Origin of the sequence: Lysinibacillus sp. FJAT-14222 (assembly GCF_001278875.1) — a bacterium.
In the GTDB taxonomy this organism is placed as follows: domain Bacteria; phylum Bacillota; class Bacilli; order Bacillales_A; family Planococcaceae; genus Lysinibacillus; species Lysinibacillus agricola.
Genome location: NZ_LIYL01000038.1, coordinates 23,782 through 38,486 on the forward strand (window position 1 = coordinate 23,782; position 14,705 = coordinate 38,486).

Annotated in this window: 18 protein-coding genes; 16 read left to right on the forward strand and 2 right to left on the reverse strand. The window is 35.1% G+C overall.

The window, feature by feature from the left end; translation table 11 throughout:
* Together AN161_RS16150 and AN161_RS16155 are read left to right on the forward strand one after the other, a co-directional pair.
* Entirely contained in the window at positions 1–1,719 is a 1,719-nt protein-coding gene (locus AN161_RS16150) for a hypothetical protein (protein ID WP_053595374.1), read from the forward strand.
* Positions 1,720–1,732: 13 nt separating this feature from the next.
* Complete coding sequence (locus AN161_RS16155) at positions 1,733–2,110, forward strand: hypothetical protein (protein ID WP_053595375.1); 378 nt, start codon at positions 1,733–1,735, stop codon at positions 2,108–2,110.
* A gap of 68 nt (positions 2,111–2,178) precedes the next feature.
* Here the strand turns inward: AN161_RS16155 and AN161_RS16160 are convergent, their stop codons facing one another.
* Positions 2,179–2,982, reverse strand: coding sequence for an RNA helicase (locus AN161_RS16160; RefSeq protein WP_143114854.1), 804 nt, complete (start codon positions 2,980–2,982; stop codon positions 2,179–2,181).
* 133 nt (positions 2,983–3,115) lie between these two features.
* Between AN161_RS16160 and AN161_RS16165 the strand changes: the two genes are divergently transcribed.
* The 4 genes from AN161_RS16165 (at position 3,116) to AN161_RS16180 (ending at position 7,069) form a co-directional block, all read left to right on the forward strand.
* Positions 3,116–5,017, forward strand: a complete 1,902-nt coding sequence (locus AN161_RS16165) for a phage/plasmid primase, P4 family (protein ID WP_241774586.1) — start codon at positions 3,116–3,118, stop codon at positions 5,015–5,017.
* 352 nt (positions 5,018–5,369) lie between these two features.
* Entirely contained in the window at positions 5,370–5,768 is a 399-nt protein-coding gene (locus AN161_RS16170; RefSeq protein ID WP_053595378.1) for a hypothetical protein, read from the forward strand.
* Between the two features lie 218 nt (positions 5,769–5,986).
* On the forward strand, positions 5,987–6,610 hold the full coding sequence (locus AN161_RS16175) for a hypothetical protein (protein WP_053595379.1): 624 nt from the start codon (positions 5,987–5,989) through the stop codon (positions 6,608–6,610).
* 69 nt (positions 6,611–6,679) lie between these two features.
* Positions 6,680–7,069, forward strand: a complete 390-nt coding sequence (locus AN161_RS16180; protein WP_053595380.1) for an HNH endonuclease — start codon at positions 6,680–6,682, stop codon at positions 7,067–7,069.
* 229 nt (positions 7,070–7,298) lie between these two features.
* Here AN161_RS16180 and AN161_RS16185 read toward each other — a convergent pair whose 3' ends face one another.
* Positions 7,299–7,772 (reverse strand): DUF2321 domain-containing protein, encoded by a 474-nt coding sequence (locus tag AN161_RS16185; protein WP_053595381.1) that lies wholly within the window; start codon positions 7,770–7,772, stop codon positions 7,299–7,301.
* A 54-nt stretch (positions 7,773–7,826) separates the two neighbouring features.
* Here AN161_RS16185 and AN161_RS16190 point away from each other — a divergent pair, with 54 nt between their 5' ends.
* The 10 genes from AN161_RS16190 to AN161_RS16230 are packed head-to-tail and all read left to right on the forward strand — an operon-like array spanning position 7,827 to position 14,705.
* Positions 7,827–8,288 carry a phage terminase small subunit P27 family gene (locus AN161_RS16190; protein WP_053595382.1) on the forward strand — a complete coding sequence of 154 codons (462 nt, stop codon included), beginning with the start codon at positions 7,827–7,829 and terminating at the stop codon, positions 8,286–8,288.
* Positions 8,285–9,964, forward strand: coding sequence for a terminase TerL endonuclease subunit (locus AN161_RS16195; RefSeq protein WP_053595383.1), 1,680 nt, complete (start codon positions 8,285–8,287; stop codon positions 9,962–9,964). The genes AN161_RS16190 and AN161_RS16195 overlap by 4 nt, the downstream gene beginning before the upstream one ends.
* A gap of 12 nt (positions 9,965–9,976) precedes the next feature.
* Positions 9,977–11,230, forward strand: a complete 1,254-nt coding sequence (locus AN161_RS16200) for a phage portal protein (protein ID WP_053595384.1) — start codon at positions 9,977–9,979, stop codon at positions 11,228–11,230.
* Positions 11,220–11,825: an HK97 family phage prohead protease gene (locus AN161_RS16205; RefSeq protein WP_053595385.1), complete on the forward strand. Its 606-nt coding sequence runs from the start codon at positions 11,220–11,222 to the stop codon at positions 11,823–11,825. Before AN161_RS16200 ends, AN161_RS16205 begins: the two co-directional genes overlap by 11 nt.
* A gap of 1 nt (position 11,826) precedes the next feature.
* Positions 11,827–12,996 carry a phage major capsid protein gene (locus tag AN161_RS16210; RefSeq protein WP_053595386.1) on the forward strand — a complete coding sequence of 390 codons (1,170 nt, stop codon included), beginning with the start codon at positions 11,827–11,829 and terminating at the stop codon, positions 12,994–12,996.
* 38 nt (positions 12,997–13,034) lie between these two features.
* The gene (locus AN161_RS29750) at positions 13,035–13,190 is read left to right on the forward strand and encodes a hypothetical protein (protein ID WP_158003040.1); all 156 of its coding nucleotides are present in this window, start codon (positions 13,035–13,037) and stop codon (positions 13,188–13,190) included.
* Positions 13,180–13,470 carry a head-tail connector protein gene (locus tag AN161_RS16215; protein ID WP_053595387.1) on the forward strand — a complete coding sequence of 97 codons (291 nt, stop codon included), beginning with the start codon at positions 13,180–13,182 and terminating at the stop codon, positions 13,468–13,470. Before AN161_RS29750 ends, AN161_RS16215 begins: the two co-directional genes overlap by 11 nt.
* A 10-nt stretch (positions 13,471–13,480) precedes the next feature.
* Complete coding sequence (locus tag AN161_RS16220; protein WP_053595388.1) at positions 13,481–13,810, forward strand: phage head closure protein; 330 nt, start codon at positions 13,481–13,483, stop codon at positions 13,808–13,810.
* On the forward strand, positions 13,807–14,235 hold the full coding sequence (locus AN161_RS16225; protein ID WP_053595389.1) for an HK97 gp10 family phage protein: 429 nt from the start codon (positions 13,807–13,809) through the stop codon (positions 14,233–14,235). The genes AN161_RS16220 and AN161_RS16225 overlap by 4 nt, the downstream gene beginning before the upstream one ends.
* Complete coding sequence (locus tag AN161_RS16230; protein WP_053595390.1) at positions 14,232–14,705, forward strand: DUF6838 family protein; 474 nt, start codon at positions 14,232–14,234, stop codon at positions 14,703–14,705. Before AN161_RS16225 ends, AN161_RS16230 begins: the two co-directional genes overlap by 4 nt.

Here is a 14,705-nt window from a genome sequence, read left to right on the forward strand (position 1 = left end):
ATGTTCAAAGTGTATGATTTTGAGGTTTTCCCTAACGATTGGATGTGCGTCATCCTAAATCTGGCCAACAATAGAATCATACGCATACACAACGATAAAGAGCGCCTACAAAGCGCTCTTTCTTCAAAAGATATTCTTGTTGGCTTCAATAACTATCACTATGACGACATCATTTTATGGGCGATATTAACGGACCAGAATCCTTATGAAATTAGTAAACAAATTATAGACAGTACTTTTAGACGGAAAGTAAGTTGTGGTTTTCTTACCCTGGACGTGAAGCAAGAGCTTATAAATAAAGGACTTTCATTAAAAGAAGCAATGGCCAACTTAGGTATGAACATAATTGAAACACCAGTAGATTTCCAACAAGAAGCATTGTCACCAGAGGAAGTTGAAACGGTTTTTAATTACTGTGAAAACGATGTAAGAGCAACCGGAGAAGCTTTTCAAAAACGTGAAGATTATTTCACCTCTAAATTTGAAATTATTGAGACTTTCAAATTACATCCATCTGATGTGAAAAAGACACGTGCAAATTTAGCATCTTCAGTATTGAAAGCATTCAAAATTAAGAGCCATAAGCGAGATCGATTAAAGCTCAGCTATGACAAGCGACTAAAAATAAATGAATTGCCAAAATCGGTTGTAGATTTTTATAACAATATCCATATGTCCTATTTAGAAGGTGGATCCGTAACGGATTTAGAGAAACGACAATTTGAATACAAGCTTGCTGGATTAATTCATACGTATGGCTTCGGTGGTTTGCATGCAGCTAAAGAAAATTATTTAGGAGAAGGGCATTTTCTTCACATCGATGCGAAGTCTTATTTTCCAACGTTAAAGATCAATAACGGCTTTATAAGTAGAGCTGCAAAGATGCCTGAAAGATACGAAAAGATATACCAGGAACGATTAAAGTATCAAGCTGCAGGGGAATCAAAAGAGGAAATATATAAGATATTACTTAATGCTGCAGTTGGTGCTTGCAAGTCAGAGTTCAATGCGCTATTTGATCCGCAACAATTTAACAATATCGTAGTAAATGGCCAATTAATTCTTACGCATTTGATTGTATTATTAGAGCCTTTCATAGAGCTCATTCAATCAAATACAGACGGCTTAATTGTTAAATATGAGGACAAGTCATTCCGACCGATTATCGATGAGATCATTAATCGATTTAGTAAACACTATGAAATAACTTTCAAAGTAAACGAGATTAATAAAATCGCTCAACGTGATGCCAATAATTATTGTGTACGCTATTCTGATGGGAAAATCGTAGCAAAAGGAATCATGAAAAACTTTGAAGGTGGTACCTGGGAACGGAATAGCTTATCAATTATCGATACAGCCCTGGTCAATTACTACATGCATGATATACCCATTCAAAAAACGGTCATTAATATGTTTAAGAAAGATTTATCTGCTTTTCAATTGGTGGCTAAACAAGGGAAATTCGAGGGTTTGACTTGTGAGGTATTTGAGGATGGCCAAATGAAAATGAAACAGCTGCAGAAAGTAATTAGGATCTTTGCAACGAATGACCCAAAGCGTGGTGGTGCTTATAAAGTGCGTGATGAAAAATACCAAAAGGTTTCTAATAGTCCAGAGCAAGTTATTGTGTGGAATGGTGATTTGAAGGATTTTGAGAAACGAAAAATCGATTTGAATTGGTACGTAAAAATGATTCAAAAACAATTATTTGTATAGGAGCGTGTTTCAAATGACAACAGAAACAGTACAAACAAAAGACATTCAAATTAATGTGCTTTTTAAGAAAATGCAAAAGGACGATAAAAAAGAAGTTTTAATGTTTCATATCTTAACAGATGAAACGAAACATGCTGCTGATTTATTAAGATTAACAGGTAAAATGACCATTTTAACAATTTCTGATGATGAGGGGCCCTATGAGCCGATTCAAGCTGAATTTGTGAACTTACAACGTGACAATAAAAAGACTGTGCTCAAATTTAATGTAGCAACAGAGGATGTAGACCGAGTAAACGCTATTTATCCTGCAGCTGGTACGAATATTTCTTTATTAATACAACCTCAACAAATGAGTATTGATGATCTTGAAACGGAGCATGAGGCGTAGAGAGTGATTTCTTAAATAGAAAGAGCAATTCGAAGGGCTTCAAAAGTCCTGTGAATTGCCCTGTTTAATTAATAATTATTAACTCTTGTGTTTTTAATAATAGATTCCTTGTAATTAGTTATTAAGTTTAAAATATATTCCATATTTTCAATGGTTGGTACTATTCCGAAATTGTTAAGATGTTCGTTGAATGAACGTCTACTTATAATCTCTATTGGCTCATCATCTAAGTCATTAAAATCAGCGTAGATTTGTACTGCTTCTCTCATTTTCATTTTTAGATGTTTGTCATCATTAGAAACTCGTTTGGGAGAATTCGTTTTCAAGCTATTCACTTCTCGTCGAATACTTGAAATCTCATCTAGTATTAACTGTTGTACATCAGAAACAGGTGTTTGATTTAATGCTGGTACTTTGAATTCCCCAAAATTCCCTAGGAATGTAGAGTAAGTCGGATCATTTTTAGACTTTTTATAAGTTTGAATAACTGCATTAGCTAACTCAGCCTGAAATTTTACAATTCGATTAAATCGTAAATCTCTTGGGTAAGTTAAATGTTCAATGAGGCCAGTATCGAAAATAAAATCAGTTTTATCATCTTTTATAATAATTGTGGGCTTATCAAATGTTAGTCTCATACCTAATTCGAAAAGTACATTAGGATTTCTGCCACTTATATCACAAATAACAATATCTGCATTGTAAAGGTTCTGGACAATACGTTTATGAATAACGTCAATTTCTCCATCAGAGTTGCTTACAATATCTGTTTTAAATTTAAAATCAGCAACTTGTGATACTGCTTGTGTAATGATGCTTTTAACTTCTAACCAATGTTCCGCAGTATAGTCGAACATAGGAGCAATAGGCATAATAAGTCCACATTGTAATTCTGGATTTTTTTCCAATCTATTTCACCTCTAAAAAATATTGTAATAAATTTATTTTAATAGAGTTGTAACTTAAATGAAAGTTTTAAATGGAAAAGAAAGGAGGTGCTACGGTTTGAAGTCTACAATAAAGCCATTGCGCTATATCGAGCTAGAAGAAAAGAAGCCGAAACACTCATTCGACATATTTTCTACGGACCACAAAAATTATAAAGGTGCTGGTGTCATATTAACAAAAGATATAGTGGTTGTGGATTTTGATACACGCTCAGATGCAGCTGAATATATCTATTCTGTATATCCATCATTACGTGTTGAAACAAATCGAGGGTTTCACCTTTGGTATAAACGTCCAAAGGCTGAGGGAATGACCACACCAATCAAAAACTATACAGATAAAACAACGGTGGCCGGATTAAAGGTCGATTATAAAACAGGCACGCGCTCACAAGCTACGATTAAGCAAAATGGCAAACTTCGACCAATGGAAAATGCTCATTATCTTGAAGATGTGAGTACATTACCAGAGCTTCCTTTGCTCTTGTATCCTTCTAAATTAAAACATAATTTACTAGGCATTAAAGAAGGGCAAGGGCGCAATAGTGCAATATATAGTCATTTGCTCACAACGCTAGAACAGTATGGCACCGATATGATCGACAACGAAACGCTGCAGGTACTTGCAACCTTTATCAATACCAAAGTATTTGCTGAAGCAATGGACGATGACGAGCTTAATAATACTATCAAGTCAGTGTTAGATAAAAAGCCAGCACCTAGTTCACAACAATGGCTAAATCCAAAAGACATGGTCATGACTAGTGAAGTATTGGCTAAACGTTTGGATCTTCATTATTACAACAATCAAATTTATTTTAAGCAGCTGGACCGTTACATTAGCGATTCCAACAAACTACTGCGTGAAATAGACAAGAATATTAAATTAAAGCCAGCTCAACATAAGCAGCTACTTGAACTATTTAAAATTAAATCTAATGTTGTAGAGGATAACGATTTTGTTATTCAGCTGCCTAACGGTGTGATTATCGATGATGGTGATCCAATAATAATCGATGCAGGCTTTACACCGTATTATTTAGATGTTCAATACGATGAAGAAGCTTATGACGAACATGTTGATGCTTTCTTAGATTTCTTCACTTGTAATCGAAAAGATTTAAGATACGTGATTGAAGAAATGTTTGGCCATATTTTAATGACCAAAGGCTTTCCACACAAAGTATTCTTTTACAAGTCGGAAAAAGGGAACAATGGTAAGTCAACGTTATTAAAAATGTTAACTGCATTTACCAACGGTCTTGAGACAAACGTGCCTTTAGATAAATTTGATGATGATACAGCCGTATACGGCATGTCCGGTAAATTAATGAACATCGCCGATGATATTGATGCTTCATACCTGGACAAGTCGGCCAATTTCAAAACACTTGCATCTGGTGATCCAGTTATGTTGCGACCAATCTATTCAAGCCCAATTACCATACGTTCAAAGGCAACACTTATTTTTACATGTAACAAAATGCCACAATTCAAAGATAAATCGGGTGGTATTGGTCGGCGTTTAGTTGTGATTCCTTGTGATGCTGAGGTTAAAGTTATTGATGAAAATTTAGATGAAAAACTTTCGAGTGATACAGCTAAGTCTTACATATTAAAGCTAGCACTCGAAGGAATTAAGAGAATACGCCAGAACGGAAACAAACTATCTGATTCAGCCACAATTGAACAGCAAACCATTGAATACTTTATTCAATCCGATAGTGCTCTTTCATTCTTGCATTATTATAGTGATGAAATTGAAGATAAAAGAACCAGGGATGTCTACGCAATGTACGTGGCTTACTGTGAAGATGAGGGGCATAAACCCGCTGGAAGTACCGAGTTCGGTCGTCGTATGAAGAAGGAAGGTTGGGAATCAAGGGTTGTAAAAGTTATGGGCAATTCCGTACGAGTTTATAAAAAGGTTACGGATGAGGCAACAGATGAAGGTATATAACTGTAACCATCTTAAAAGCCTATTTTATCAAGGGTTTAGAATGATATTCATATGAAGAATGGTTACAGATAAAAAAATACATCTGTAACCTCTACAAACCCTTAATATATATATATTTATATATATATTTATTTTTTTGTTACAGATAAATAATAGATATAAGTATATAAAAAATAAATAAAAGAAAAAAAGAAAGAAATAGAAAAATATATAAAGAAAAAACGCTTAAAAATCTGTATATCTGTAACCAGAGAGTTTGAAGCGTTGATATATCAATGTTTTTAGGGTTACAAACATCCTGTAACTGCTTGTATCTATATTTGTAACCAAATTAATAAGGTAGGTGCTGCACATGTACGAATGGTTGAAGGATTATCGAAAGCTTGAAGAACAAATTACTTACCTTGAATACAATCTCGATAAAACAAAGCGTGAATTATCACGTTGGGAAAATGTAAATGATTTAGGTAAGTACAAGCTAGAAGCTGAATCATTGGGTGCAAATGTAGAAGTAAAAATCGAAGCAATCGAATATGAATTGGCTCATAAATTAAATGATCTTTATGATTTGAAAAACCTTATTAGCACATTCGAAGGGCTTGAATATAAAATACTTTATCGTAAGCATGTGGAAGGTAAGACACTTGAAACAATTGCTAGTGAATTAAATTACAGCACAAACTATATTAAGATGAAACACGCTAACATTATGCGTATGATGCAATATGCTGAAAAAGTATCATCTAAGTAATGTATTAAAATAGTACCTTACCATGTAGTGGCTGAATCTATTGAAAATCCGTTATATGATAGTAGTATCAAAAAGCGCACGGAAATGCGTTAACAAAATTGCCTTACAAGTAGTACGGTCTTTTGTTATTTTGTAAATATTTAATGTATAATATTCCCTTAGAACGAATGTTTGTGTTATTGTGAATTTAACAAATATTTTATAGGGAGTGGCGAGATATGGATTATGATCTACAAATTGCACAGAAAGTAAATGAGAAGGCAAAATTAATAGGAGATATGGAAATAAAAAAAGAGTGTTTTCTCGACGAGCTTACGAAATTTACAATCAGGTGGTTTGACGAAACAACTTTATCCACTGTAAAAAAAGATGGAGAAAAATTTGCTGCATTGGGTGATGAAAAAGCCAAGGAACTTAAAAGAGAAATAGAAAAACTCATAGAAAGAAGCTCCGAACTTGTCAGTGAATATATGGAAAAAGAAAATATTTGGTGGCATGAAAAAGAAGATAGTTCACTGTATTACCCGCAAAACAATAGATTGCTAGAAAAACAGGAAAATGCAATAAGAATAATGTTAGGTGAACTAGGGAAAATTTTAATCAAATACAAGATTGTAGATGCTTCTGCTATATATACAAGAGATTATTCCGGAGGCTGGAATTATGATGGTCAACGTAGATTAAAATATGCTTACGGTATTACTTTTACAGAAGAACTTTATAAAATTAATAATGAGTATATTAAATTAATTGAACAAGCACAATCTATTAATAACCGAATTAAATATTTACAAGAACAAAGAAAAAGCGAAAATGTAGGAGAATGGTGGCAATCGCTATAATTATGAATAAAAGGTCTACGTCTATTCAGATGTAGGCTTTTTATTATGCATATGAAAGGGTGTGACACGATGCTAAAGAGTTGTGCATATTGTGGTGGCATACATAAGCATGGGCAACGGTGTCCATCTAAGCCAGCAGCTACAAAGAAGACTACATACATTGATAGATTCAGGTGGTCCAGAGCATGGAAGAGTAAGCGTGCATACATAGCTGACCGTGACAAACATCTATGCCAGGTGTGCTTACGTAACCTACACAATACACAGATACAATATAACTTCATAGACTTAGAGGTACATCATATAGAACCTATAGCAGATGCATGGGATAAGAGACTGGATGATGACAACCTAATCTCTCTTTGTCGTTATCATCATGAGCTTGCCGAGAAAGGTTTAATAACAAAAGATAAATTAAAAAATATAATTCGTGAGAGTACCCCCGGGGTTTTGGATTAAAAATATCGAAATTACGGTACACCGACTGCCCCCATTTATTCAAAAAAAATTCCCTAAATGAAAATTTTTAAGGAGGTCGAATTGATGTTTTGGGTATCAAAATTATTTTACTATTTTCAAAAAAAATATACCGAATACTTTAAGTTAAATGACGGCAATCATAAACAGTGTATTCGGTGTAATGAAATTATTTTAGTAAAAGATAATTATTGTCTTTATTGCGGTAATCCTAACCCCAAATAGATTTCTTTACAGTTTCACTAACTACATCTACAAGAATATTTTTAAGCCCATCTTTTATGTATGATTGGGTTTTATCAATATATTTCTTATATTTTGCGATAGCTACTGGTGTAGAAGGTTTTTCAACTAATAAATCAGGTAAAGCTAATTTAATAGTTTCTTTATGGTCATCGGGTAAATCTTCATCAAGAGCAAGTAACTCAATAGCATTTTCTATTACCCTTGAGGTCCATGGATATTGCAAGCCGCAATTATGACAATATGCGGGTCTCTTATATTTACTGGCTAAATCTAGGACACCAGGGACAATATATTTACCCTGAATTGAAGCGTTACAAGATTCACAATTTGAAATTGTAGTTTCACCGCAAGTCTTACAATGCTTTGTATAGTTAGATGAACGACTTGAAGAAACATGACCATTTAAACAAATTGTAGCATTATCATAGTATCCACTCATTTATATCACCTCCTTTTAGGTGATTATATCAAATATTTTAAGGAGGTGAGGAAATTGGCTAGACCGTCTAAAAGTGTCAAAACAATGAGTAAGAATCTAACGAAAGAAGAAATCGCTGTTCGTACTCAAACAGAAGAAAAATTAAAGGGTGCTGCCGATGAAATCTTGCCTCCTACTCATTTGAATGCAAGGCAAAAGAAAATTTTCAATTTCATTGTGAAGGAATTACAAGCGAGTGGGATTCTAGGGAACCTTGATATTTATATTTTAAGCACCTGTGCGGTAGCCATTGACCGAGTACAACAAATTGAGCGAATCATTAACAAGGATATTGAACGGCTTTTAGATCGAAACTTATTGAGTGCTAAAGATAAGTATTCAAAAGAGTTTTTCCGTTGCTGTAATGAATTAAGCCTGTCACCACAAAGCCGAGCAAAGCTAGGTAATATTAATTTCCAAGTTCGAGTGGAAGAAGATGATCCACTGTTAAAAGTATTGAGTGGTGGTAAAAAATGATATTTGAAAAGGCGGTAAAATACGCTGAAAGAGTTGTAAAAGGTAAGGAGATTACAACAAAAGAGGTCATTATTCAATGTAATTGGTTTTTAAAAGACTTAGAAAAGCAGTATGAGGATGATTTTGATTACTATTTCGACACGGAAGAAATAGAAAAGATCGATGGACTATTGGAATTACTTCATTTTGCAACAGGTTTAGGAGTTGCAGGGAAAACTATTTTAGAAGGCTTGGAAGGATTCCAGGCTTTTTTTCTTGTCAATATATTCGGTTGGCGTTTTAAAAACGATAAAGAAAAGTTTAGGTATCGTGATATTACGTTGTTCATTCCTCGTAAGAATGCAAAGACGTTCATTTGTGCTTTAATCATCATCATCTTAATGCTTACAGAGGATGATTATTCGGAGTTTTATTCTATTTGTTTGGATCGTGAGCTTGCAGGTGAAGTTAAAAAGGCTATGACACAAATTATCATGGCTAGCCCTAACATAGCTAAATACTTTGTGATTCCCAAAACATTGAGTGGCCGTATCGTTTGCACATTAACGAATAGTTTTTACCAGGCACGTACTGCAGAGGCGAATAGAAACAACTCAATCCGGCCATCTGCTTTTATTGCTGATGAAGTGGGCGCATTTAAGGATTACAAGAATATAAACGCCATGAAATCAGGGCAATTAAACGTTAAAAATCCATTACGCTTTAAATTAACAACAGCCTACGCTGAGGATAAATCGATCATGCTGGAAGAATTGGCGTATGCAAAGAAAGTCTTTAATGGATTTATTGAAGATGATCGCATGTTTGCACTGCTTTATTACGCTGAGGACGAGCATTTATGGGACGATACAGGGCTATTACAAGCGAATCCATTGAGAGTTGAGGAAAACTATAACGAGATACGAGACAGCCGTAAATCAGCCATAGAAAAGCCCTCAGAACGCGAAGAATACCTATGTAAACACATGAATCACTTTTTACCTTCTAATAGTGGTGAAGCGTATGTAAATGTTGAAGACTTGCGGAAATGTAAAATGGATAATTTTGATTGGTCAGGCCGTCAAGTATGGCTAGGTTTAGACTTGGCCATGACGAATGATAACTGTTCATTCTCGATGGTGACAGAGGAAGACATGCAAATTTATTCGGATTCCTACGCGTTTGTACCAACTGAGCGTATCCCTGATAAAAACCGTGTTGAAAAGATTAATTACTACGATCACATTAAGACAGGAAAATGTTTTTCTTGTGGTGATATGACTGTTGATTATGGTTTTATTGAACAAATGATTTTGGAAGTAGAAGAAAAATTCAACGTGATTGTAATGGGCGTAGCGTATGACCGTTATAACTGCCTTTCTACTGCTCAAAAACTAGAAAAGGAAGGTCTAGTTACTGTGGAAGTAAAACAGCATTCAAGCGTGTTACATCCAGCTACAAAGCTATTAAGAGAAAAGATTATGAACAAAGAATTTCACTATACCGAAAATGAATTGCTAGAAGAAAACTTTCAAAATGCAAAAGTCACTGAGGACACGAACAAAAATATCTACGTTAATAAGAAAAAATCAACTGGTAAGGTCGATATGGTTGTTAGTCTAATCAACGCGATCTATTTACTGCAGCATGATGTCATCTTTAATCCTGATTCTGATTGGGGCGCACAAGTCATATAAGGAGGTGAGATTGTGGGATTAATAAAAGAGTGGCGTGAATGGCGTGATTATAGATGTATTCAGGAGTTTCGTGAAAGTGGAATGGATGAATTGTTGCTGCAAGCAGGTTTAACAAGTGCAGTTTTAACAAAGGAAGAAGCGCTAAGTATACCTAGTGTTGGCACCTGTGTAGATTTGATTTCGGACATTATTGCAACTTTACCTATCAAATTGCACAAAGAAACCAGCGGTAAAGTTGATGAAATGGAAGAAGATAGACGAATTATTTTGCTTAATGACGAGACACACGACACGCTAGATGGCTTCCAATTTAAAAAGGCCCTAGTAACTGATTACTTGTTGGAGGGTGCAGGGTATGCATATATCAACCGAAGAAGAAACAATGTCGAAAGTCTTCACTATGTAGAAAATCGAAATGTATCGGTGCTAGTTGGTATTGATCCGATATTTAAAAGCTATGATATTTCCGTTAATGGAGTGAATTATCGTGAATTTGAATTTATAAAGATCGCTCGAAATTCAAAAGACGGTGTAACAGGTAATGGCATCATTAAGGATCACAATAAAATTTTATCTGTAGCGTACAATACGCTAGTTTATGAGGATTCGCTTGTTAGGACTGGCGGTAATAAAAAAGGTTTCTTAAAGTCATTGGGCCGATTGTCAAAGGATGCAATTACGGAATTAAAAACAGCCTGGAACAATTTATACAAGAACAATACAGAGAATATTGTTGTATTAAATAATGGCTTAGATTTCAAAGAGGCGTCGAGCACATCGGTTGAAATGCAGCTGAATGAAAACAAAAAGACCAATTCAAGCGAAATAAATAAACTTTTCAAAGTACCTGATAGCATTTTGGATGGATCAGCCAATGAAGAAGTGCATACAAACTTTATTAAAAATTGCATACTGCCGATTATTCGAGCAATTGAAACGGCATTGAACAAGGACTTGCTTCTTCCATCGGAAAAAGAGCAGTCTTTTTATTTTGCTTTCGATATGAAAGAGCTTGTTAAAGGTGATATTGAAAAACGTTTTAAAGCTTATGAAATTGCTGTTAAAAATGGTTGGATGCAAGTAGATGAAGTTCGTTATTCAGAAGATCTGCCGCCGCTGGGGTTAGATTTCATTAAGTTAGGCTTGCAAGATGTCTTGTATGATCCAAAAACACGGACGATTTACACACCAAACACGAATAAAACAGCTGATATTTCAGATGGTGGCCAAGTATCCGAGAAGGGAGGTGAAGAAGTTGAGGATTGAAATTAGAGAAAATCAAGTGTTGCTAGATGGCTATGTAAATGCTGTAGAGCGTGAAAGTCGTGTTTTACCTTCACCAAGAGGACGATTTAAAGAAAAAATTCGTGCCAAAACGTTCGAAAGAGCTTTGGATAAGGCTGAAAATGTGGATTTATTATTCAATCACGACAAAAACCGTAAGCTTGGGTCATTACAAGAGGGCAATTTGCGACTCTATGAGGATAACATCGGTTTACGTGCTATTGCTCATGTATCTGATGAAGATATTATTCAAAAGGCGAAAGACGGCAAGCTGAAAGGGTGGTCATTTGGCTTTGTCGATAACAAACCATCATGGGAAGACGGAGAAGACGGCATTCAGAAACGCACATTAGAGGACATCGAACTATTAGAGGTGTCTATTTTAGATAAAACGCCAGCTTATGTTGCTACTTCAATTGAAGCACGCGGAGAGGAACAAGCAATTTCTGAAACTCGCGGTGCAGATTTTAAAGCCGAAATTGAAAATCGCTCAGAAGAAACACGTTCTAAAAAAGATATTGATTACTCATTGTATGAAAAAGAAATTGAGCTTTTAAAATTGAAAGGTGGAAACTAACATGAAAAAAGGTATTAAGAAATTTATTGAAACGCGATCTATGCCATCACTAGTTGAGCAGCGCAACAACTTATTAGATGAAATGGACAATTTACTAAAGGGTGCCAAAGAAGAAACACGCGCACTAACTGACCAAGAATCAACTCGTTTTGATGAAGTCAAAAAAGAAATCGCTGGGCTTGATAAAACAATCGCTGCATTGGATGAAGCACGTTCTTTAGATAAAAAAGAACCTGCTAAACAAGCTGAAAAACGTACTCTAGAAGAATCTGAAACGCGTGCTTTTGAAAATTACATTCGTGGGGTAGTGGAGGAACGAGCAGATGTTAATTTAACTGTAGGGGCAAACGGTGCCGTAATTCCTTCCAGTATTGCAAACAAAATCATTCAAAAGGTATATGATATTTCACCGATTTATCAATTAGCAACTCGCTATAATATCGGTGGTTCATTAAGTATTCCTTATTATGATGAATCTGCAGGAACAATTGAAATGGCTTATGCAGATGAATTTGTGGAATTAGAATCTACAAGTGGAAAATTCACATCAATTGAGTTAAAAGGTTTCTTAGCAGGTGCATTAAGTAAAGTGTCTAAGTCACTCGTTAATAATTCTCAATTTGATCTTGTTTCATTTGTTGTGGGGAAAATGGCTGAATCAATCGCAAAATGGATTGAAAACCAATTATTAAATGGGACACAAAATAAAATTACAGGCCTATCAACGGTTAAGCAATCTGTAACTGCAGCAGCCGCAACAGTATTAACAGCAGATGAATTAATTGATGTTCAAGAAGAAGTACCTGACGCTTTCCAGGGCAATGCTATTTGGATTATGAATAAAACTACACGTAAAGCTATTCGAAAATTGAAAGATGGACAAGGCAACTACCTATTAAACAAAGATGCTACAGCTCGTTGGGGATATACTTTACTAGGTAAAGATGTTTATACATCGGATAATATGTCCGGAATGGAAGCAGGGAAAACAGCAATTTACTATGGTGATATGTCGGGCCTTGCAGTAAAACTTTCTGAGAATGTTTCGATTGAAATTCTACGCGAAAAGTATGCTACTCAACACGCAATTGGTGTTGTTGGTTGGATTGAAATTGATTCAAAGATTGAAAATGAACAAAAAATCTCTAAATTAGTTATGAAATCAGCGTAGGGGCTAAACTCTACGCTTCTTTTATTGGAGGTGACAGGATGAAAGTAAAAGCACTTGTAAGCTTTTCGGGTAGCGTCACAATGTCTAAAGATGAAGTTAAAGTGTTGTCTAAAGAAGCTGCAGAGGACTTGTTACAGGCTGGCCACGTAGAGGAAGTTGTTACAAAAAAGCAGGTGAAAACTGATGCAGGTTAGTGAAATTACGCCAGGTGAGCTGGCTAAATATGCGAGAGAAGATGAAACGGATACAGAAGTCCTTTCAACTTTTACACTTATTCTATCCGCTGTAAAGGCTTATATAAAAGGCTATACAGGGTTATCGGATGAACAACTAGATACAAAAGAAGATGTTTCTATAGCTGTATTTGTGCTTGCGAATGAAATGTATGAAAACCGTATCTTTACAGTGAAAGATAACAATGTAAATAAAGTTGTTCAATCTATTTTAGATATGCACTCTATTAATTTACTTTGAGGTGAGCATTATGAATCCTGGAGATTTAAGACACAGAATTGAAATTTTCACTAATCAAAAGGCAAAAAATGAATTAGAAGAAACAATTTATAAATTTCTACCTGTTAAAAAAATATGGGCGGCGATCATTCCACAAACAGGCTCGCTACAAAAACAAGTTGCTGACACAGTACTAACGAATGTCACGCATAAAATCATTGTTCGTTACAACGCTAGTAAAGACATTACAAAGGATATGCGTATTGGTTATAAGGGTCATGAGTTTGAAATCAAATATATTCTTAATCCTTATTTTAAGAATGAGACGCTTGAAATCTTTGTCCAGGAGGTGTTGAAGTGAGCATTCAAATGAACGGTTTAACTGACTTTCAAAGAGATTTATATAATACAGCAACAAAAAGTCTTCCAAATGAGGCCCCAAAATTGATGCGTAAAATTGGCTCAAAAGCAAGAACAACTGTGGCTAAAAAATCTCGCAGTCTTGTAAAAAAGAAGACAGGAACATACCACAAAAAGTGGAAACGTGGTAAAGTCTTTGTCGGTTATCACGGCGAATTAGTTGTACGTGTTTATAATTCATCACCTCACGCACACTTGGTGGAGGATGGCCACTGGATGGTAGACCACGAAGGCAATAAAACAGGTGATTTTGTGCCAGGTAAAAAACCATTGGACAAGGGCATGAGAGAATTTGAAGCCTCAGGTGATGTAGAAATTGAAACAGTAAAATGGCTTGATGACCTGTTGAAGAAGGCGAAACTATGATTACTTTTAAACAAATTAAAACGACAATTAATAAGAAATTGCTATCGAATTTTGATATAGATGTTTCAAGTAAATCAGCGAACGAGGGCTTTACTAGGCCATCATTCAAAGTGGAATTAGATAATGTGAGGCGAGAGGGCTATTTAACACAAGTTGAAAAGTCTTGTACGGTTCGCATTTTTTATTTCCCTGCAGATGAAATTGATAACTCCGTTGAATTGTTAGATGTTCAAGAAAAGTTAGGCGATTTATTCGACTTGAAATTCACTGTTGAGGATCGCCATTTAGGTATAAACGAACCGAATTTTGATGAAATAGATGGCGTGCTGCAGTTTGAATTTGATCTTCAATTCTTTGATGGACGTGAGTCAGGAATCAACATCGAGGATGAAATTAACAACGGTAAAGATTGGTATGAAAAACATCCAATTGAGCTTATGGGCGAATTGGATGATGAGGAAGGGGATTAA